General features: G+C 66.0%; 13 protein-coding genes. 9 read left to right on the forward strand and 4 right to left on the reverse strand.

From position 1 onward, the window contains the following. Nucleotides 1–487: 487 nt before the first annotated feature. Together G9C89_RS10575 and G9C89_RS10580 are read left to right on the forward strand one after the other, a co-directional pair. Nucleotides 488–1,000 carry an arsenate reductase (azurin) small subunit gene (locus G9C89_RS10575; RefSeq protein WP_172147832.1) on the forward strand — a complete coding sequence of 171 codons (513 nt, stop codon included), beginning with the start codon at nucleotides 488–490 and terminating at the stop codon, nucleotides 998–1,000. A gap of 13 nt (nucleotides 1,001–1,013) precedes the next feature. Further along, nucleotides 1,014–3,497, forward strand: coding sequence for an arsenate reductase (azurin) large subunit (locus G9C89_RS10580; RefSeq protein WP_172147833.1), 2,484 nt, complete (start codon nucleotides 1,014–1,016; stop codon nucleotides 3,495–3,497). 69 nt (nucleotides 3,498–3,566) lie between these two features. Here G9C89_RS10580 and G9C89_RS10585 read toward each other — a convergent pair whose 3' ends face one another. Both G9C89_RS10585 and G9C89_RS10590 read right to left on the reverse strand, forming a co-directional pair. Further along, nucleotides 3,567–4,262 (reverse strand): potassium channel family protein, encoded by a 696-nt coding sequence (locus tag G9C89_RS10585; RefSeq protein ID WP_172147834.1) that lies wholly within the window; start codon nucleotides 4,260–4,262, stop codon nucleotides 3,567–3,569. After that, nucleotides 4,252–5,580: a TrkH family potassium uptake protein gene (locus G9C89_RS10590; RefSeq protein ID WP_172147835.1), complete on the reverse strand. Its 1,329-nt coding sequence runs from the start codon at nucleotides 5,578–5,580 to the stop codon at nucleotides 4,252–4,254. Before G9C89_RS10590 ends, G9C89_RS10585 begins: the two co-directional genes overlap by 11 nt. Before the next feature lie 375 nt (nucleotides 5,581–5,955). Here G9C89_RS10590 and G9C89_RS10595 point away from each other — a divergent pair, with 375 nt between their 5' ends. Together G9C89_RS10595 and G9C89_RS10600 are read left to right on the forward strand one after the other, a co-directional pair. Next, nucleotides 5,956–8,610, forward strand: coding sequence for a sensor histidine kinase (locus tag G9C89_RS10595; RefSeq protein ID WP_172147836.1), 2,655 nt, complete (start codon nucleotides 5,956–5,958; stop codon nucleotides 8,608–8,610). Beyond that, nucleotides 8,607–9,320 (forward strand): response regulator, encoded by a 714-nt coding sequence (locus tag G9C89_RS10600; RefSeq protein ID WP_172147837.1) that lies wholly within the window; start codon nucleotides 8,607–8,609, stop codon nucleotides 9,318–9,320. Before G9C89_RS10595 ends, G9C89_RS10600 begins: the two co-directional genes overlap by 4 nt. On the opposite strand, the gene G9C89_RS10605 is transcribed toward G9C89_RS10600, so the two are convergent. After that, nucleotides 9,309–14,018, reverse strand: coding sequence for a DEAD/DEAH box helicase (locus tag G9C89_RS10605; RefSeq protein WP_256674163.1), 4,710 nt, complete (start codon nucleotides 14,016–14,018; stop codon nucleotides 9,309–9,311). The two genes, G9C89_RS10600 and G9C89_RS10605, sit on opposite strands and share 12 nt — an antisense overlap. A 131-nt stretch (nucleotides 14,019–14,149) precedes the next feature. Between G9C89_RS10605 and G9C89_RS10610 the strand changes: the two genes are divergently transcribed. The 3 genes from G9C89_RS10610 to G9C89_RS10620 all read left to right on the forward strand — a co-directional run bounded on the left by G9C89_RS10610 (nucleotide 14,150) and on the right by G9C89_RS10620 (nucleotide 16,212). Next, nucleotides 14,150–15,079, forward strand: coding sequence for an ABC transporter ATP-binding protein (locus G9C89_RS10610; RefSeq protein ID WP_172147838.1), 930 nt, complete (start codon nucleotides 14,150–14,152; stop codon nucleotides 15,077–15,079). Further along, the gene (locus G9C89_RS10615; RefSeq protein WP_172147839.1) at nucleotides 15,076–15,837 is read left to right on the forward strand and encodes an ABC transporter permease; all 762 of its coding nucleotides are present in this window, start codon (nucleotides 15,076–15,078) and stop codon (nucleotides 15,835–15,837) included. The genes G9C89_RS10610 and G9C89_RS10615 overlap by 4 nt, the downstream gene beginning before the upstream one ends. Before the next feature lie 123 nt (nucleotides 15,838–15,960). Further along, entirely contained in the window at nucleotides 15,961–16,212 is a 252-nt protein-coding gene (locus tag G9C89_RS10620; RefSeq protein ID WP_172147840.1) for a hypothetical protein, read from the forward strand. A gap of 16 nt (nucleotides 16,213–16,228) precedes the next feature. Here the strand turns inward: G9C89_RS10620 and stpA are convergent, their stop codons facing one another. Beyond that, nucleotides 16,229–17,518: a glucosylglycerol 3-phosphatase gene (stpA, locus tag G9C89_RS10625; RefSeq protein WP_172147841.1), complete on the reverse strand. Its 1,290-nt coding sequence runs from the start codon at nucleotides 17,516–17,518 to the stop codon at nucleotides 16,229–16,231. A 348-nt stretch (nucleotides 17,519–17,866) separates the two neighbouring features. Between stpA and G9C89_RS10630 the strand changes: the two genes are divergently transcribed. Both G9C89_RS10630 and G9C89_RS10635 read left to right on the forward strand, forming a co-directional pair. After that, the gene (locus G9C89_RS10630; protein ID WP_172147906.1) at nucleotides 17,867–18,109 is read left to right on the forward strand and encodes a hypothetical protein; all 243 of its coding nucleotides are present in this window, start codon (nucleotides 17,867–17,869) and stop codon (nucleotides 18,107–18,109) included. 307 nt (nucleotides 18,110–18,416) lie between these two features. Next, nucleotides 18,417–21,005, forward strand: coding sequence for a bifunctional diguanylate cyclase/phosphodiesterase (locus G9C89_RS10635; protein ID WP_172147842.1), 2,589 nt, complete (start codon nucleotides 18,417–18,419; stop codon nucleotides 21,003–21,005). Nucleotides 21,006–21,172 lie beyond the last annotated feature (167 nt).

Below are 21,172 nucleotides of genomic sequence, written 5' to 3' on the forward strand. Positions count from 1 at the left end.
CCTGATCCCTTTTTTGGGGCGTTTTAGGCGCCCGGGTTGGCGCTTCGGTCGCGCAGGAGGGGGTGCCCGGTCTTCGACGCTGCGCTGTCGCGCAGCAAACTGGGGGCAATCGCGTCTGTCGGTTTGTGGGCACCTGTAGGAGCGGCCCATGGCCGCGATGGGTTTCGCGGGCATGGCCCGCTCCTACAGAGAACGTCATAACCCATGAAATCAACGATATACGGGTTGTTTGAGACGAGACTCCAGGCGGTTGCGCACGCTGTGTTTTACGGGGACGAAAGGGGGGCAGGCGCGGATCGCGGCTTTGCAAAGCGCAGAGCCAACCAGGGGCACGTTTTGCTGCATTCAACCCGGGTGTTCCACCTGCCATCCGAGCCATGTTGGCCGCGCAACCGGACTTTCTATCCTATGCTGAGTTGGTTGAATCAATAGTCGCTTACGACACAGACAGGGCCGACTGCATCGCAAGCGTAATGCGGAGGCAGATATGGCAGCGATTTCCAGAAGAGGTTTCCTGAAGGTGGGGGGTGGGGTTGCCGCGAGCGTGGTCATCGGCGTGCCCGCCCTGACCCAGGCCGCGGCCTCGAGTGCAGAGGGCCGGGTCAATCTCCCGTACCCCATGAATGCAATCAGCAAGGCGCAGGAGCTGCAGGCCAACACGCCCGTCGCGTTCTCCTACCCCGACGCCGCATCACCCTGTGTACTGATCAAGATGGGCAGTGCCGTTCCTGGTGGGGTCGGCCCGGAGCGCGACATTGTTGCCTACAGCACGTTGTGCACGCACATGGGCTGCCCGGTGACCTATGACCCGGGGCAGCGGCTGTTCAAATGCCCCTGCCACTTCAGCATCTTCGACCCTGAGCATGTTGGCCAGATGGTTTCCGGCCAAGCTACCGAGAACCTGCCCAGCATAGTGCTCGTATACAACCCCGATGACGATTCGGTAAACGCAGTTGCCGTCGACGGGTTGATCTACGGACGTCAGTCCAACCTCCTGTGACAAGGAGATTTACATGGCTACCAACAAAGATCGTGTGGCACTGCCCCCTCCTGGCGCGCAGAAGACCAACCTCACCTGTCACTTCTGCATCGTCGGTTGTGGCTATCACGTGTACAAATGGCCGGAGAGTCAGGAAGGCGGGCGGGCGCCCGACGAAAATGCCCTTGGGCTCGATTTCCGCAAGCAGTTGCCACCCTTGGCCGTCATCCTGACCCCGGCGATGCAGAACACCATCACCGACAAAGACGGCACGCGCTACAACATCATGATCGTGCCGGACAAAGAGTGCACGGTGAACAAGGGGTTGTCGTCCACCCGCGGCGGTCAGCTGGCCAAGGTCATGTACAGCCCCGAGGGCGTCGGTCGGGAGCGCTTGCGCAGCCCACGGGTGTATGTCGGCGACCAGTGGGTCGACACCAGCTGGGAGGATGCCCTGGCGCTTTATGCCGGGGTGACCAAGAAGATTCTCGATAATGACGGGCCCAGCGTACTGGCCTTCGACTGCTTCGACCACGGCGGCGCCGGCGGTGGCTTCGAGAATACCTGGGGCACCGGCAAGTTGATGTTCACCGCGCTGAAAACGCCGCTGGTGCGTATTCACAATCGCCCGGCCTACAACTCCGAGTGCCACGCCACGCGCGAGATGGGCATTGGCGAGCTCAACAACAGCTATGCAGACGCCGAGCTGGCCGATGTGATCCTGGCCATCGGCTGCAACTCCTACGAAACTCAGACCAACTACTTCCTGGCGCACTGGCTGCCCAACCTGCAGGGGCAGACGCTTGCGCAGCGTAAGCAGCAATTTCCTGGCGAGAGTATCGCCCCGGCGAAAATCATCTTCGTCGACCCGCGTCGGACGCCGACCATCGCGATTGCCGAACAGGCGGCCGGCAAGGACAACGTGCTGCACCTGGATATCGAGCCGGGCACGGATATCGCGCTGTTCAATGGCTTGCTGACCTATGTGGTCGAACAGGGATGGCACGACAAGGATTTCATTGCCGCTCATACCAAGGACTTCGACCAGGCGCTGCGAGCCAACCGCATGTCGCTCGAGGAAACCAGCCGCGTCACCGGCGTGCCGGAGGACAAGCTCAAGCTGGCGGCCGAGTGGGCCTACAAGCCCAAGGCTTCCGGGCACCGTCCGCATGCCATGCACGCCTACGAGAAAGGCATCATCTGGGGCAATGACAACTACCTGATCCAGTCCGCCCTGGTCGACCTGGTGCTGGCGACCCATAACGTCGGACGCCGCGGTACCGGTGTGGTGCGGATGGGCGGGCATCAGGAGGGTTATACCCGTCCCCCTTATCCGGGCGACTCCAAGATCTACGTGGATCAGGAGATCATCAATGGCAAGGGCATGATGTATACCGCCTGGGGCGCCAACCCGTTCCAGACCACCCTGAATGCCGAGCAACATCGCACGGTCATTCTGCGCCGCGCCAACATCGTCAGGGACGCCATGGCCAGCGTCCGCGGCGGTTCGACTGCGCAGATGGTGGATGCGATCTACGACGCGGTGAAGAACAAGGGCGGACTGTTCCTCGCCAATATCAACCTTTATCCCACCAAGCTGGCAGAGGCCGCGCACCTGATGCTGCCGGCCGCCCATCCGGGCGAGATGAACCTCACCTCGATGAACGGCGAGCGCCGGCTGCGGCTGTCGGAGAAATTCACCGATCCCCCCGGTTCGGCGAAGCCCGACTGCCTGATCGCCGCGGCGATCGCCAGCACCCTTCACCAGTTGTATGCCGCCGAGGGCAAGCAGGACATGGCGGCGCGCTTCACCGGCTTCGACTGGAAGAGCGAGGAGGACGCCTTCAATGACGGTTTCCGCATGGCCGGCCAGGCCGGCGCCGACCCGATCGACAGCCAGGGCGGCGCCACCGGCAACCTGGTCACCTACCAGCGGCTGCGCGCCATGGGCAACAACGGTGTGCAGTTACCGGTCAAGGAATACCGCGACGGCAAACTGATCGGCACCGAGATGCTCTACAGCGACTACAAGTTCGACACCTCGGACGGCAAGGCGCAGTTCAAGCCGGCAACCTGGCCAGGCTTGCCGAAACCGGTGGCCGAGCAGAAGGGCAAATACCGCTTCTGGATCAACAGCGGGCGTATCAACGAAGTGTGGCAAACGCTCTATCACGACCAGTACAACGAGTTCGTGCGGCGGCGCGTGCCGATGGCCTATCTGGAAATCAACCCCGAGGATGCACAAGCCCTGGCGATTGCCTCCGGGGACGTGGTCGAGGTGTACAACGACTACGGTTCGTCCTACGCGCTGGCCTACCTGGAGGCGGATATCAAGCGGGACCAGACCTTCATGCAGTTCGGCCACTTCAACGGCGTGATGGGCGATCTGACCACGCCATGGACCGATCGCAACGTAGTGCCCTATTACAAAGGAACCTGGGCGGACCTTCGGCGTATTGGCACGGTGGAAGAATTCAAGGAGACGATCAGCTTCAAGACGCGAAGGTTCAAGGCGTAAGGACGCTGGTTCGGCACCAGCCGGGCGCGACCGTTTCCGGCAGGGGGAGCAGTTCGCTCACCTCGCCGGTCATTTTGCGTGGCCGGCAAATTTCTGGATCAGATGGGTCGAGCCGGACACGATAAGGAGATCGCCCGGCAGGATCAGGGTGCTGGGCGTGGCATGCTGGAAGTCTTGATTGGCGCGCTTCAGCCCGACCACCGTGACGCCATATTTTTCCCGGATATTGGCGTCGGCCAGCGTGCTGTTGTGGCTCGGCAGCGGGGCGTGGATCTTGGCGATGGCAAAGCCGTCATCGAACTCGATGAAGTCCATCATCCGCCCGGTAATCAGGTGCGCGACTCGCTCCCCCATATCCGCCTCCGGGTAGACCACGTGATGGGCGCCAATCCGCTGGGCTAACTGCCCATGTTCGGCAGTCAGGGCCTTGACCCAGATATCTTTGATCCCCAGTTCGGTCAACGCCATGATGGTCATCAGGCTGGCTGCCAGGTCGGTGCCGATCCCCACGATGGCGTGGGCAAAGTCGGCAACGCCCAGTTGGCGCAAGACCATGAGGTTGGTGGAGTCGGCCTGGACGGCATGCGTCAACAGATCGGCCCATTCATGCACGGGTTCGGCGTCGCGGTCGATGCCCATGACATCATGGCCCAGGTGCATCAGTGATTTGGCCACGGAGCTGCCGAAACGGCCGAGGCCGATCACCACCACGCTATCGCCCTTGGAAAAGGCAAACTGCTCGGTAAACAGAAACTTAGCCAACAATTGGGTGCTCCTCTGGGTAGCGGTAGGGCATGCGGTGCTCGCCCAGGGCCAGTGACGCCGCAAACGTGATGGTGCCGACCCGCCCGACATACATCAGCAGCGTCAGCATCAGCTGGCTCGACTCGGGGAGAGCGGCGGTGATACCGGTGGACAGGCCGACCGTACCAAACGCCGAGATGACTTCGAAGATGACCTGGTCGGTGGGGAAGTCGGTTTCGCGCAGGATGACCAGGGTCCCCAGCACGATCATGGCGCTGCCCAGCACCAGTACGGTGATGGCTTGGCGCTGGGCCGAGGCACTGACTCTGCGGCCGAATGCCTCGCTGTCACTGTGGCCACGGATCTCGGCGATGACCAGCAAGGCCAGGATGGCGGCGGTGCCGACCTTGACCCCACCGGCGGTACCCGCGCTGCCGCCGCCGACAAACATGAGGAAGTAGTGCAGAGCCCAGCTTTCATGGGTCAAGGCGCCGATGTCGATCGAGTTGAACCCGGCGGTACGCGCAGAGACTGAGGCAAAGGCCGCCGAGAGCACTTTATCGGCTACCGGCATGGGGCCGAGGGTGGCCGCGTTGGACCACTCGAACAGCAACAGGGTGAAAAAGCCGCCCAGCAGCAGTATGGCCGTGCCAGTCAGGGTGAGCTTGCTATGCAGTGACCAGTGACGGGGATCCCTGAATCGGCTGCGCAAGTCATGCAGGACGGGGAAGCCGATACCACCGATGACAATCGCCGTCATCACCGGCAGCAGGATCCATGCATCGGTGGCATAGCGCATCAGGCTGTCGGGGTGAATCGAGAAGCCCGCGTTATTGAATGCCGATACGGCATGAAACAGCCCGTTCCACGCCGCGTCGGCCCAGGGCAGGTCATAAGCCAGGCGTAATCTGAAGGTGAGAAACAGGGTCAGGATGAGTTCCAGGGCGAAGGTCACCACCAGCACCAGCCTGGCCACGCTGGCAATGTCGCCCAGCCCCAATGAGCGCGACTCGAACTGGGCGATCATCTTGGTGCGTAGGCGAAAGGAGCTATTGACCATCAAACCGAGCAGGGTCGCCACCGTCATCATGCCGAAGCCGCCAAGCTGGAACAGCAGCAGAATCACCGATTGGCCAAAGGTTGACCAGTAGGTGCCGGTGTCCACCACGACCAGCCCGGTCACGCACACGGCCGATACTGCGGTGAAGAGTGCGGTCACCCAGGGTGCAGCCATACCCTCGGCATGGGCGATCGGCAGCATCAGCAGGGCGCTGCCGAGCAGTATCACCAGCAGAAACACCAGGGCGACAACCCTGGCGGGATGAAGCAGTAATTTCATCTGACGGTCGCCAGCAGAGTTGGGAGGTCAGAGCGAGGGCTTGCGTGCATGGGGGACGCTTCTCAAAGTGGGCGCACGAGTGTGCTGATGCAGCCGCTTTCCAGTCGACGACCAGGCCTGCGGGTCATTCGCTGGGGGCAGGGGCTCTTTTCCCTGGGAGCCGGTGCAGATGGCGAATGCTACCCCCGACTCAGCCCGTCCGCTGCTGTCCGGAGGGCTGCGCGGCGAAAATTTACGGTTTTTTTACGCGCCTTCGCTCTGCGCGTATCGAACCTTTACGCCAGTCGCCCGGAGAATGTCTGCGCGCTGCAATCTGCTGGCGCTCAACCGAATGCGGGCCGACAATTCGCCATCCATGAACACCGAGTCAGTCGCATGAGTGATGCCCCACGCGCCGCCGCCCCGCCGGATGACCTGCCCAGGGAGGGACGCGGCCGGCTGAAGGTGTTTCTCGGCGCGGCCGCCGGCGTCGGCAAGACCTACGCCATGCTGCAGGCGGCGCAGGCACAGCTGCGCCTGGGCGTCGACCTGCGCGTCGGGGTGGTGGCAAGCCACAGCCGTGGCGAAACCGAGGCCCTGCTCGCCGGCTTGCCGCAGCAACCCGTGCTGCGTGCGCAGCAGCGCGGCGTGGCCGTCGACGAGATGGACCTCGACGGCATCCTGGCCAGTCCGCCCAGGCTGGTACTGGTCGACGAGCTGGCTCACAGCAACGCCCCCGGCAGCCGCCACAGCAAGCGCTGGCAGGATGTTCAGGAGCTGCTCGACGCCGGCATCGACGTCTACAGCACGGTCAACGTGCAGCACCTGGAGAGCCTTAACGATCGGGTGCGCGACATTACCGGTGTGCAGGTGCAGGAAACCGTACCGGACTGGGTGCTGCAGGAAGCCGATGAAATCCTCCTGATCGATCTGCCACCGCGGGAATTGCTCGAGCGCCTGCGCGAAGGCAAGGTCCAGGTGCCGGAGCAGGCGCGCGCGGCCATCGACGCCTTCTTCAGCCAGACCAACCTGACCGCCCTGCGCGAACTGGCGATGCAGACTGCCGCGGCCCGAGTCGATGCCGACCTGCATCAGCGCTATCGCCAGCAGGGGCAGGCCGCCCCGGCGGTGCGGGGCCGTTTGCTGGTCGGGATAGACGGCGATGGGCAGGCTGAGCGCCTGGTCCGGCATGCCTGCCAGGTGGCCGAGCGGCGGCATCTGCCCTGGTCCGTGGTGCATGTGGATACGGGCGGCAAGCGCGACGAAACGAGTCTCGGCTACCTGCAGGCCGCCCAACAGCTGGCCGAGCGCCTCGGCGGCGAAGTGGTCGGCCTGCGCGGCGAGGCGGTGGCGCGCACCCTGATCGAACATGCCGGTGAACGCCGCGCCAGCTTGATCCTGGTGGGCCGCAGCCGCCAGCGCTTGCGCCGTCGCTGGCTCGGTCGCGGCCTGGCCGAGCGCTTGCTCGCGCAGGGCCAGGGCCTGGAAATCAGCGTCCTCGACACCGAGGCCGATCGCGCTCCCACGCGGCACCGCAGCCGCCAGCCGCTGGCCTGGTATGACTACCTGCTGGCGCCGCTGGCCACCCTGGTCGCGGCGAGTGTCGCGCTGGGGCTGTCGCGCGTTCTCGAATTGCCGAATATTTCCCTGATCTTTCTCGCCGCCGTGCTGGTGGTGGCGGTGCGCAGCAGTCTGGGCCCGGCCCTGGCCTGCGCCGGCTTGTCCTTTCTGGCCTACAACTTCCTGTTTATCCCGCCGACCCTGACCCTGAGCATCGCGCGCCAGGAGGATGTGCTGAACCTGCTGTTTTTCCTCCTGGTGGCCGGCCTCACGGGTAACCTGGCCAGCCGCCAGCGCCGCCAGCTGCAGGCCTTGCGCCAGACCCAGGCGGAAACCACGGCGCTGCTGGAGCTGTCGCGCAAGCTGACCGCCGCCACCGACCGCCAGGCCGTGCTGGCGGCGGCGATGCAACAGTTCGCACTCTGGCGTGAGGTGGATATCAGCCTGCTGGGCCGCAGTCATGACGGCATATGGAAAGTCGAAGCCGGTCTGCAGCGTCCTCTCACCGAACAGGAGCGCGCCGCCGCCGACTGGTCCTGGCAGCATGAGCAACCGGCCGGCCTGGGCACCGGAACCTTGCCCGCCGGGCGCTGGTGGTGGTGGCCACTGGTTGGCGAAGATGGCCCGCTGGCACTGCTGGGCATCAGCCCCAGGGACGGCGGCGTGCTGGCACCCGAGCAGCGCCGGCTGATCGCCGCCCTGGGCCAGCCGTTGGCCCAGGCCCTGGCGCGGGCGCAACTGGCTGCAGACCTGGAGGCCGCGCGCCTGCACGGCCAGACCGAGGAGCTGCGCAGCGCCCTGCTGGCCTCGGTGTCCCACGATTTGCGTACGCCCTTGACCGCCATGCGCGGTTCCATCGACAGCCTGCTGGCACTCGGCGAACGAATCCCGCTGGAGGATCGTCGCGAGCTGCTGGAAGGCACGCGCGATGAGGCCGAGCGCCTGGACCGCTATATCCAGAACCTGCTGGACATGACCCGCCTGGGCCATGGCAGCCTCAAGCTGGAACGCGACTGGGTGGCCCCGGCGGATATCGTCGCCGGCGCGGTGCACCGCCTGCGTCCGGTGCTGGCACCTTTGCAGGTTGAGATTCAGGTGCCGGCCGAGTTGCCGTTGCTCTATGCCCATGCCGCATTGATCGAGCAGGCCCTGGTCAATGTGCTGGACAATGCCGCGCGTTTTTCGCCGCCGCAGGGGCGTTTACGCATCGGCGTGGAGGCGGACGAGGCCGAGTTGCGCCTTGTCGTCAGCGATCAGGGGCCGGGGATTCCCGAGCATGAACGCAAGAAAATTTTCGATATGTTCTATACCGCCGCGCGCGGTGATCGGGGCGGGCAAGGCACCGGCCTGGGCCTGGCGATCTGCCAGGGCATGGTGGGCGCGCACGGCGGGCGGGTCAGCGTCGGCGCGGGCCTGGATGGCCAGGGCGCCAGCCTGACCCTGCATCTGCCGCTGCATCCACAACCCCTGATGGAAGAAGGATCTGCATGAGAACCACCCAACCAAGCGTTCTGGTTATCGATGACGAAGCGCAGATCCGCAAGTTCTTGCGCATCAGCCTCAGCGCCCAGGGCTACCGGGTGCTCGAAGGCGGCAATGGCCGTGATGGCCTGGCGCAGGCGGCGCTGGGCAAGCCCGATCTGGTGGTGCTCGACCTGGGTTTGCCGGACATGGACGGCCAGGCAGTGCTGCGCGAGTTGCGGGCCTGGTCGCAGGTACCGGTCATGGTGCTGTCGGTACGCGCCAGCGAGAGCGAGAAGGTGCTGGCGCTGGATGGCGGGGCCAACGACTACGTCACCAAGCCCTTCGGTATTCAGGAGTTTCTCGCCCGGGTTCGCGCACTGCTGCGCCAGGCCACTGGCGACAGTCGGCAGGACGTGGTGGTGCGCAGCGGGGCGCTCGCGGTCGACTTCGCCTTTCGGCGAGTCAGCCTGGCCGGCACCGAGGTGGCGCTGACGCCCAAGGAATATGCCGTGCTGGCGATGCTCGCCCATCATCTCGGCCGGGTGGTGACCCAGCAGCAACTGCTCAAGGATATCTGGGGCCCGAGCCATGCCGATGACAGCCACTACCTGCGGGTCGTGGTCGGCCATCTGCGGCAGAAGCTCGGCGATGACCCGACCGCTCCGCAATTTATCGTCACCGAGGCCGGTGTCGGCTATCGCCTGCTGGATGTAAGAGCAGCCTGCTCAGGGCCGTGAGCCGGCGCGGTGTGGGCGATGGCTCAGGGGGGCGGGCAGGCCCGCCTGGCGGATCAGGGCGGCCTGCCATTGCCCGGCGGTGAAGGTGTCGGCCTCCTGCAGCAGCTGGATCTTGCCGGCGACCAGGCTCGCCACCGGTATGCCGTCGCAATACAGCAGGCGGTTGCCGGCCAGCGCCGGCACCTTGCTGCCGTTCAACAGGGTGCCCAGCAGGTTCAGCGGGTCGCAGGCGGACAGGCCGATCAGGCTGCCGTCGGGTGGGCGCTTGCGCACTTCGCGCAGCAGGGCGACGGCTTCCGGCAGGGCGAACTGTTCGCCCACCACGCCGGCGACGAAGCGCCCGCCGCGGATCTCGCCGCGTGCTTCCAGGCGCTGGTAGACCCGCAGCAGCTCGCGCCAGGACGGCAGCCAGTCGGCCTCGCGCTCGAGCAGGCGCCAGCAGACCACGCCGTAGCGGCGCAGCAGGGTGCGCGCCACATGCTCCAGGGCCTCGGCGCTCGGCTTGCTCTCGGTCACCTCATCGCCACGGCCGCGCAGCAGGGCCCAGCGTCCGGCGTCCTGCATATTGGCCAGGGCGCGATGGGCGCGGCGTTGCTGCTGGCTGCGCTTGGCCGCCGGCAGCAGCAGCGAGCGCAGCCCGGCGAAGCTGTCGGCGTTGGCCAGGCCGAGGGCGACCAGCTCGCCGAGGCAGTCCTCCAGTTCGCTGCGCAGCAGGTGCGCCTGCTCCTGCAGTTCGTCGAAGAACAGCGCGCCCTGGCTGGCCAGGACCTGGCGCAGGCGTTCGGCGCGCGGCGAGGGCTCGGCCGCCGGCGCCTGGCCCAGGCAGGTGCGCCACAGACCGAGCTGTTTGCGCGGCAGCAGGACGATCGGCGTGCTGCGCAGCGGGCCGCCGGCGGCGCGGCTGCGCCCGGCCAGGCGGCACCAGACCAGGCGCCCGGAACGGCACAGGTCGTCCAGCCAGTTGATCCCGTAGTCGCTGACCCGGCTCGGCAGTATCTCGCTTTCCCAGGCGCCGGCCGCGGCCTGGAAACCTTCCAGCTGGCCGAGCACCCCGGCCAGCGCCTCGGCGCCGCGCACCCGGTTGTTTGGCGCCACGCGCTGCCAGTCGAACAGGAAACGCATGAAGTCGGCACGCTGCACCGGCTCGATCTCGCGGCGCAGGCGGCCCACCGTGTAGCGGTGGATGCGCGCCAGCAGGTGGCGCTCGCACCACTCTTGCTCAAGGGTTGCGGGGGTGAAGCGCCCGCGCAGCACATAGCCTTCGCCCTCCAGGGCGAGCAGGGCGAGGTTGACCGCCGCTTCATCCTGCTGCAGATCGGCGGCGATGCGTGGCAAGGGCAGGGGGCCGAAGCCGCTCAGGCGGGCGCGGACCAGCTCAACCAGGGCCGCCTCGGCCGCCTCGGCCGTCCAGGGCACGTCGAAGCCAGTCGGCGCCTGGATCGCCGGTTTGCACGTGGCGTCTGGATGCAACGCCTGCCACTGGCGCAGGCGTTCGGCCGCCAGCCACAGCGCCGGCGCGCCATCGCGCTGCAGGCAGGTGGCGCGCCTGGCCTTGGCCAGTTGCGCCAGCCAGGCCGGCCAGCCGGGATTGACCTGCGCCTCGGCCTGGCTGATGGCGCCGAGGCTCATCAGCGCCTCGTGCATCTCGTCGGCGCCCTGCACCTCGGGCCAGGCCTCCTGGCGCACCGCGGCTATGGCCTCGGCATCCAGGGCGCCGAGCTCGTCGCTCGACTGCGGCTCGCTCCAGCGCCGGTTCTGCACCGCCTGGGTGCGGCGTTCCTCCAGCGGCGCGTCGTCGAGGAAGGCATAGGGTCGGGCGTTGAGGATTTCCGTAGCCAGTGGCGAGGGCGCCGGCAGGTCGCGGGCGAGCAGCTCGATCTCGCCGGCCTCCATGCGCCGCAACAGGGCCAGCCAGGCCTCGCAGTCCATGGCCTGGTGCAGGCAGTCGTCGAGGGTCTGCGCCACCAGCGGGTGGTCGGGGATCTCGCGCTCGCCGACGATATTTTCCAGGCAGGCCAGCTGGTCGGGAAACACCGTGGCCAGCAGGTCTTCGCTGCGCATGCGCTGCAGCTGCGGCGCCACCTTGCGTCCGCCGGCGAAGCGTGGCAGGGCCAGGGCGACGCCGGCGCTCCAGCGCCAGCGCACGGCGAACAGCGGCGCATCCAGCACCGCCTGGACCAGCAGCTGTTCGGCGCTGTTGGCATGCAAATAGCGCCACACCTCGTCCAGCGGGAAGCTGTGGCTGGTCGACAGCGAGAGGATCAGCGCGTCCTCGGTGGCGGCGGCCTGCAGCTCGAAGTTGAAGCTGCGGCAGAAACGCTTGCGCAGGGCCAGGCCCCAGGCGCGGTTGAGGCGGCTGCCGAAGGGCGAGTGGATGATCAGTTGCATGCCGCCGGATTCGTCGAAGAAGCGCTCCATCACCAGCCGCCGCTGGGTCGGCAGGCCGCCGAGGGCGGCGCGGGCACGGGCCAGGTAGTCGACGATCTGCAGCGCCGCCGGTTCGCTGAGGCCGATGGTCGCCACCAGCCACTCGGCTGCTGTATCGATCTGCTGCCCCATCCCATTTACGGGAGACGACTGTATGGATGCCGAAGGCGAGGGGCTGGGGGGGAGGGCAGAACCGCCATCAGCGGAGTCCGCCTCGGTGGAAAACGCTTCGCGGTTTTCCACCCTACTCAACAGCTGTTCGACCTGCTCGCGCAGCCGCGCCACTGCGGCCGACAGCTCGTCGCTGCGTCCCGGCGCCTCGCCGAGCCAGAACGGGATGCTCGGCGACTGGCCGCGGGCATCCTCGACCCGCACCTTGCCCGGTTCGATGCGCAGGATGCGGTAGGACTGGTTGCCCAGCTGGAAGATATCGCCGGCCATGCTCTCGATGGCGAAGTCCTCGTTGAGGGTGCCGATCGGCAGGCCCTGGGGTTCCAGCAGCACGCTGTAGTCGCCGCTGTCGGGAATGGTGCCGCCACTGGTCAGCGCGGTCAGGCGGGCGCCGCGACGGCCGCGCAGGCGCTGGTTGACCGCATCGCGGTGCAGGTAGGCGGCGCGCACCCCGCGGCGGCCGCTGTAGCCTTCGGCGAGCATCTTCAGCAGGGCGTCGAAGGTCGCCCGCGGCAGGCCGATGTAGGGTGCGGCGCGGGTCAGCATCCGATAGAGGTCATCCTCGCGCCACTCGCGGCAGGCCACTTCGGCGACTATCTGCTGAGCCAGCACGTCCAGCGGCGCGTGGGGGATTACCAGGGCGTCCAGCTCGCCGCGGCGCACGCAGTCGAGCAGGGCGGCGCACTCGATCAGCTCGTCGCGCGACTGCGGAAACAGCCGGCCCTTGGGCGTGCCGCCGACGCTGTGGCCGGAACGGCCGACCCGCTGCAGCAAGGCGGCGATGCTGCGCGGCGAACCGAGCTGGCAGACCAGCTCGACCTCGCCGATGTCGATGCCCAGTTCCAGCGAGGCGGTGGCCACCAGCACCCTGAGTTCGCCGCGCTTGAGGCGCTGTTCGGCATCCAGGCGCAGCTCCTTGGCCAGGCTGCCGTGGTGGGCGGCGACCGCGGCGCTGCCCAGGCGTTCGGCCAGATGCCGGCAGGCGCGCTCGGCCAGGCGCCGGGTGTTGACGAACACCAGGGTGGTGCGGTGCTGCTGGGCCAGTTCGGCCAGGCGCGCATAGACGCTGTCCCACACCTCGTTGCTCATCACCGCCTCGAGCGGCACCGGCGGGACTTCGATGGCCAGGTCGCGGGGGCGGGTGTAGCCGATGTTGACGATATGGCAGGCGGGGGCGTCGACAGGCAGGTTTATCGACGGCGTTGCTTTCCCCTCACCCCAACCCTCGGCTTTGGCGTCCTGCGTCGCCCTACCTCCTGCATCCATGCAGTCGTCTCCCCGGAGGGGAGAGGGGGTTTCGACCGTGCTGCGTCCAACTTCACCGGTTGCCTGTCGGTGCTGCATCGCTTCCTTCTGCTCGATGCCCTCGCCCAGTAGACCGTCTGTTACCGGCAACGGCGCCTGACTGCCGAGCAGAAAGCGCGCCACCGCCTCCAGCGGTTTCTGTGTGGCGGACAGGCCGATGCGCACCAGCGGTGCCTGGCACAGCGCCTCCAGGCGTTCGACGCTGAGCATCAGGTGGCTGCCGCGTTTGCTGCCGGCGATGGCGTGGATCTCGTCGACGATCAGGCTGCGGCAACCGCTCAGCATTTCCCGTCCGGATTCTGAGCCGAGCAGCACGTAGAGCGATTCCGGGGTGGTCACCAGGATATGCGGTGGGCGCTTGCGCATCGCCAGGCGCTCGCTCGGGGTGGTGTCGCCGGTGCGCACCGCGCTGCGGATCTGCACATCGGCCAGGCCCTGACGCTGCAGTTCGGCGCGGATGCCGGCCAGCGGTTCCTCGAGGTTGAGGCGGATGTCGTTGGACAGCGCCTTGAGCGGCGAGACGTAGACCACGCTGCAGCGCTCCTCCAGCTCGCCGCCGGCGGCCAGGCCTTCGCGCACCAGCGCATCGATGGCGGCGAGGAAGGCGGTCAGGGTCTTGCCCGAGCCGGTGGGCGCGGCGACCAGGGTCGAGCGGCCGGCGCCGATCGCCGGCCAGGCCGCGACCTGGGCCGGCGTCGGCGCCCCGAAGCGCTGGTGGAACCAGGCGGCGACCGCGGGATGAAAGGCCGCCAGCGCGGTGTCGGCCGAACCTGAATTGGCAGGGGTAGGGTTCATGCCGTCCATCATGCTAGCGTGGCGATTTCGCCTCAAGGGCCGCCCATCGTCGGCCGTGGCATGGCGTACCGGCTTCACCCCGCGCCAGTTTTCATTCACTCTGTGTTTCTTTTTCCCAGCAAGGCCCTCCCGTGCAACCGGTGATCTCGATCCAGCAACTGAGCAAGACCTACGCCTCCGGCCATCCGGCGCTGCAACGCATCGACCTGGATATCCGCAAGGGCGAGATATTCGCCCTGCTCGGCCCCAACGGCGCCGGCAAGACCACCCTGATCAGCATCATCTGCGGCATCGTCAACCCGGGCAGTGGCAAGGTGCTGGTCGACGGTCACGACATCATCAAGGACTATCGCGCGGCGCGGGCGCAGATCGGCCTGGTGCCCCAGGAGCTGGTCAGCGACGTGTTCGAGACGGTTTGGGCCACGGTCAAGTTCAGCCGCGGGCTGTTCGGCAAGAAGGCCGATCCCGCCTACCTGGAGCAGCTGCTGCGCGACCTGTCGCTGTGGGATAAGCGCGACGCCAAGATCATGGAACTGTCCGGCGGCATGAAGCGCCGGGTGATGATCGCCAAGGCGCTGTCCCACGAGCCGCAGATCCTGTTTCTCGACGAGCCCACCGCCGGGGTCGACGTCGAACTGCGCCGCGACATGTGGAACATGGTCCGCGGCCTGCGCGCGCGCGGGGTGACCATCATCCTCACCACCCACTACATCGAGGAGGCCGAGGAGATGGCCGACCGCATCGGCGTGATCAGCCAGGGCCGGATCATCCTGGTCGAGGACAAGCAGGTGCTGATGCACAAGCTCGGCAAGAAGCAACTGACCCTGCAGCTGCAGCAGCCGCTGGCGAGCATTCCCGCCGGGTTGAACGGCCACCGCCTGGAGCTGGCGGACCAGGGCCATGCCCTGGTGTTCACCTTCGACGCCCAGCGCGAGCACACCGGCATCGCCGAACTGCTCAAGGACCTGGCCCAGCACGGCATCGACTTCAAGGACCTGCAGTCCAGCCAGAGTTCGCTGGAGGACATCTTCGTCAACCTGGTCAGGGAGGCACGCGCATGAATTTCTACGCGATCCGCGCCATCTACCTGTTCGAACTGGCGCGCACCTGGCGCACCCTGTTGCAGAGCATCGCCACCCCGGTGATCAGCACCTCGCTGTACTTCGTGGTATTCGGCTCGGCCATCGGCTCGAGCATGACCCAGGTCCAGGGCGTCAGCTACGGCGCCTTCATCGTGCCGGGACTGATCATGCTGGCGCTGCTCACTGAGAGCATCTCCAATGCCTCGTTCGGCATCTACATGCCCAAATATTCCGGCAGCATCTACGAGCTGCTCTCGGCGCCGGTGTCCTATCTGGAGATCCTGGTCGGCTATGTCGGCGCGGCGGCGACCAAGTCGATCGTGCTGGGCCTGGTGATCCTGGTCACGGCGCGGCTGTTCGTCGATTTCGAGATTCTCCATCCCTTCTGGATGCTGGCCCTGCTGGTGCTCACCGCGCTGACCTTCAGCCTGTTCGGCTTCATCATCGGCGTGTGGGCCGACGGCTGGGAGAAATTGCAGATAGTCCCGGCGCTGATCGTCACCCCGCTGACCTTCCTCGGTGGCAGCTTCTACTCGATCAGCATGCTGCCGCCGGCGTGGCAGACGGTGACCCTGTTCAACCCGGTGGTGTACCTGATCAGCGCCTTCCGCTGGAGCTTCTACGGCGTCTCCGACGTCAACGTGGCGCTCAGCCTGGGCATGATCTTCGCCTTTCTGCTGCTGTGCGTGCTCACCGTTGGCTGGATCTTCAAGACCGGTTACCGGCTGAAGAGTTGAGGCAGACGCCTGCTGCCGCACGCGGGGCGAGTTCCCGGCCGCCTGAACGCAGTGAATCAAGCCTGGCCAACATGGAGAAAATGCGTAGAATTCGCGCCCTTTTTCCAGCGGCAGGAGTGCTCGATGAGCTTCAACTTGGCAAACAAACCCAGCGCACAACGCAACGTCGAGGAGGCGGAAAAGGCCCGGCTGTTCGAGCTTTGGCAGCAGAACCTGCACCGCACCAAGGTCGATGCTGCGCGCCTGGTCGGCGAAAAGAGCAAGCGCAAAGGCAAGTGGGACGAATGGCTGCGGGCGCAACTGGCGCAGATGACGCCGCCGGAATACGCCAGCATGGTGCAGCGTGAGGTGCGGCGGTTGCTGGCGGCGCGCTAGCCACTGCTGCGTCCGGCTAGGCGGCGTCGATGCGCCCCGCGTAGCGCTCGGCCAGGGTGCAGAAGAAGGTCACGTATTGTGCATGCCCACCACAGAACACCACATCCAGCGCGAGTGGGTCGGCGGGGTCGCTGATGCCCGCGGCTGCCGGCCAGGGTTCCAGGCCCGGGTCGGTCGCCCGACGCTGCAGGAGGGCGGCATCGAGGCCCGGGCGATCGACTTCGCCGCCGCTGCTGTCGATGTAGATCACGCAGTTGTCGCTGTCGAAGGCTTTGCCCAGTTCCTGCACCAGGGTCAGGAAGCCGCGGTCGCTGCCGCCGCGCAGTTGCCGGGTCTGGCCATCCAGCGTGCGGCTGGCCGAGGTGAGCGTGTCGCCCACGCCGACGATGCGCGGCATCTGGCTTGGGTCGAAGTGCGCACGCGCCAGTTGCAGCAGGGCGGCGCGCTCGCGCGGGGCCTGGCGGGCGTTGAAATCGGCGCCCAGCGGGTAGTGCCCGGTGTGTTGGTGATAGTAGTGATTGAGGATCACCAGCACGCCGACTTCCTTGATGGCGCCCTTGAGCATGAACTGGAAATCGGTGGTGCCGGCATTGTCGCCCGTGCTGTACCCGAGCCTTTCCCGGCCCAGGGCGTCGCTGCCGAGATTGGGCGCGTAGTGGACGAAGAAGGATTCTTCCAGCCGGCAGGCGGCGGCCTGCTCCAGCAGCTGCTCCATGAAGCCTTCGAGCGCCCGCTGCAACTGCTGGTAGAGCGCCGGTTGCTCGCTGAAATGCTGGTAGAGGCTGTTGATGTTGAGGGTCGGTGAGGCGAGGTTGTCCAGTACGCAGGCGCCGACCAGGGGCGCGATCGCGGAGGCGGCGAGCGCATAGGGCGGTGCGGCCAGCAGTTCGCCGAGAAAGCGCTCGGCCTTGCCCGGTATCGTCTGCAGAAAGGCCAGCTCCGCCGCGCTCACGCCCGGGTGGCAGACCTCGCCGTGGCGGTCCTGCAGTTGCACGCCGCCGGCAGCCAGCCCCGGCAGGTAGAGGCCTTGCTCGCGGGCCTGGGCGGGGGCTGCGAGGGCGTTGTCGACGATGCCGTTCACCCCGCGCCGGCCGATGTGTTCGCCGTTGGTCAGGACGAAGAAGTGTCCCGCCAACTGACGGGCCGCCTGCACATAGCGCCGCTCGATGGTCCGGGTCAGCGGGTCGCGCACCAGGCCCATGCAGACGCCGTCCAGGTCCTGAATGATCAGCAGTTTGTCGGTGGCGACGAGGGCGTCGAGCAGGCGGGGGTGGTCGAGTGAAAAGTGCGGGCTGTTTATAGTCATGCCCCATCTTACCCACAGTGCCGGGGTCGACCAACTCTGCGCGGCGGTGAGATTGCCCTGCCACGGTTCGCGGGCATGGCCCGGGGCTGCGGTGCGGTATGCGCTGGCAAGAGTCCGTTGGTCGGCTCGATTGGCGCTACCAGCCGCAAGTCGGGGTGGATCACGCGCTGCGTATCCACTTCTTTATGTCGACGTGGCACTATCCACTTCGATTTGCGCTGCATTGACACGACTCACCGCCCCGCAGCACTTTGTCGTGAAATTCCCTGCAAAGTCCTGCTCAACCATGACACTCAATTAATGCATTAGGGCTCTAGCTTGACCGAAAAAAACCTTTCAGAAGGCGAGATGCGCCGCGCCCTCGGCCTCGACCCGGCTCCGCCGAAACAACCACAGCCACAGCCCAAGCCACCGTCCAGTTACACGCTCGTCGAACTGAGCGTGCGCAAGAACGGTGGCCCGCCTTTCCGCTTCGAACACCGTTCCCGCTCGATCAGCACGCTCGCCGCCCAGCTCGAGGCCGAAAAAGCCGCGCGCGCCAAGGGTTACGAGGTGTGGGTGCTGCTGGATATCCGCCAGGTTTCCGAGTAGCGGCTGGTCGCTGTCATGCAGCGCAGCGATCCGTTCAGCGCTAGCGACAGCCGGCCGGATGTGCGCCCTGAATCGCCATCGACTGTTCATGGCCGATCGGACCGGGCGATCTGCAGTCGTAATTATTCAACGGATATGACCTTCGTTCACGATTTGCTCAATGCCTTTGGCGACACTATGGCGCAGTTGAATGAGCGCGCTGGTGTTATCGGGGAATGGCGAGCTGCTGGCATAATGCCTTCAGTTTTGTGTATTTCCTGGTTTGCACCTGCTGTGCGCCGTATCACCAACCGGTCGAGGATTTGCCATGTCGCCAACAGCGGAACTGCCCCGTCAACCGACCAGCGGCGTCGCCAACTCGAGTGCCACACGCCGGGCGTTGCTGCTTATCTCGGCCTTGCTGTTGGTGCTGTTCGTCGTGGCCAGTGTGGCGTTGCTGCAGATTGCGCTGCAGCAGAACACGCGGGCGATCGAACAGAGCCTGTTCTATGTGGAAAAGGCCACCCAGGCCCGGCAGAAGTCGATTCTGGCGACTATCGGCGACTACGCCTTTTGGGGCGAGGCCTATCGACACCTGCATGCCACGGTCGATCTTGAGTGGGCCTATACGCGGCAGAACCTGGGCCCCGGCCTGTTCGAGGATTTCGTCTTCGAGGGCGTGTTTGTCGTCGCGGCCAATGACTCCACCGCCTATGCGGTGGTCGACGGCCAGCTCGTGGCAACCTCGGTGGAGCAATGGCTCGGGCAGGATATAGCCGGCCTGCTCGCGCAGGCGCGCGAGCAGGCCGGGGATGAAGAGCCACTCGTGGGCTTTGTGCAGATAGCCGGTCAGCCGGCGCTGGTTGCGGCTGCGGGCTTTACCCCCGGAGGCGATCCACTGGTAGCCGAAGTGCCGGGGCCGACATCGGTTCTGCTCTTCGTCGATCTGCTCGGGCCGGACAAGCTGCAGGCGCTTGGCGAGGATTTCGGCATCGACAAGCTGCATGTGAGCAACGCGGCAGCCGATGCACCCGGCGCGCCCTCGTTGCGCCTGGCCACCATCAGTGGCGAGCCGCTGCTGCTGCGCTGGCAGCCGGCCCGGCCTGGCGATCAGTTGCTGTACCTGATCCTGCCGCTGCTGGCCTTGGCCGGAAGCATTTTTGCGCTGGCCACCTGGTTGACCCTGCGCCGGGCCATGGCTTCCGCGCGTGAGATGGATGCCAACTATGCCTCCCTGTACGCCAGCCAGCGGGCCCTGGCGGCCAGTGAGGCGCGCTTTCGCGATGTCGCCGAAGCCGCCTCGGACTGGATCTGGGAAGTCGATGCCGAGCTGCGCTTGACCTACCTTTCCGCGCGCTTTCAGGCGGTGACCGGGCATGCCGAGCGCGACTGGCTGGGGCGTCCGATCGATGAATTCATCGAGTGTCCCGGTGGCCTGTCCCTCTGGCTGAGCAAGCGCAAGACCAGGGCATCCGATGGCACCCGGCAATGTCATTACCGCGCCCGGGATGGTCGTCTGCGCACCTGCCGACTCTCCATGCGCACCGTTGCGGATGCTCAGGCCAGCGGCGGTTACCGCGGTACTGTCAGCGACATCACCGAAGAGGTCGAGGCGCGGGCGCGCATCGAGCACCTGTCGCTGCATGACGCGCTGACCGGTTTGCCGAACCGCAACCGCATGCAGGAATTTCTCGACGGCAAGCTCAAGGCGGCGCCCAGCGCGGACAAGCCTCTGCTGATGCTGAGCCTCGATCTCGACCGGTTCAAGCAGGTCAACGATTCCTTCGGCCATGAAGTCGGTGACCAGGTGCTCTACGAGGTTTCCCGGCGCTTGCGCCTGTGCCTGCGCGATGGCGATCTGGTCGCCCGCATGGGCGGTGACGAGTTCATCCTGATCATCAGCGGCATATCCGCTCAGGCGGAAGTGGAGCACCTGTGCGAGCGCTTGATCGCCAGCATCGAACAGCCATTCGAGATCGACAACCACAGTATTTTCATCGGCACCAGCATCGGCATCGCCATGGCGCCCGCCGATGCCGCCTTGGCGGACGAGTTGCTCCGCTATGCGGATATCGCCCTGTACGAGGCCAAGGCGGCCGGGCGCAATACCTGGCGTTTTTATGCCAGCGACATGAACGAGCGGGCCGTCGAACAGCGCCAGTTGGAGAGCGACTTGCGCCAGGCCTTGAAAAACGACGAGCTGCGCCTGCTCCTGCAGCCCCGTTACAGCGTCAGCAGCAAACGCATGGTCGCGGCCGAAGCGCTGGTGCGCTGGCAGCACCCGCAACGCGGCCTGCTGAGCCCGGATACCTTTATTTCAATCGCCGAGAGCACCGGCCTGATCGTGCCCCTGAGTTCCTGGGTGTTGCAGGCCGCCTGCACGGAAGCCATGAGCTGGAGTGAGGATCTGATCGTTTCGGTAAATCTCTCGTCGGTGGAGTTCCAGCGCGGGCACTTGGTGGCCCGGGTACAGCGTGTTCTCGAGGCAACCGGCCTGCCGCCGTCGAGATTGGAACTGGAACTCACCGAGAGCGTCCTGCTCGAGGATGCCGAGGGCGCGCTGGTGATCATGCAGGCGCTCAAGGATCTGGGCGTCAGGCTGTCCATGGATGACTTCGGTACCGGCTATTCCTCTCTCGGCTATCTGCGCACATTCCCTTTCGATGGGTTGAAGATCGATCGCAGTTTCGTCTCCGACCTGGACGGTTGCGAGAGCAGCGAGGCCATCATCAAGGCGATCATCGGTCTCGGCCGGGCGCTCTCCCTGACCGTGACGGCCGAGGGTGTGGAGTCGCAAGAGCAACTCGACATTCTGCAGCGCTACGACTGTGAGGAAGCCCAGGGCTTCTTCCTCGATCGGCCGCTGCAGCCGGCCCTGCTACGCAGTGCGCTGGCGCGTCAGGAGCAGGGGGCATGAGCAGGGCCGTCTGGCGGCCCGGTTGTCGCCTAGCCTGGTAGCCTGAGGGGCCGCCACGCCTTCGGCGCCGTGCTGTCGCGCGGCAAGCTGGGGTACTCAAGGGCCAAGACCGTAGGATGGGTTAGGCGCCCGCAAGTCGACTTGCTGCCAGCAGAACAAGCGCGCCG

This window comes from Pseudomonas tumuqii, assembly GCF_013184545.1.
Classification (GTDB): domain Bacteria; phylum Pseudomonadota; class Gammaproteobacteria; order Pseudomonadales; family Pseudomonadaceae; genus Aquipseudomonas; species Aquipseudomonas tumuqii.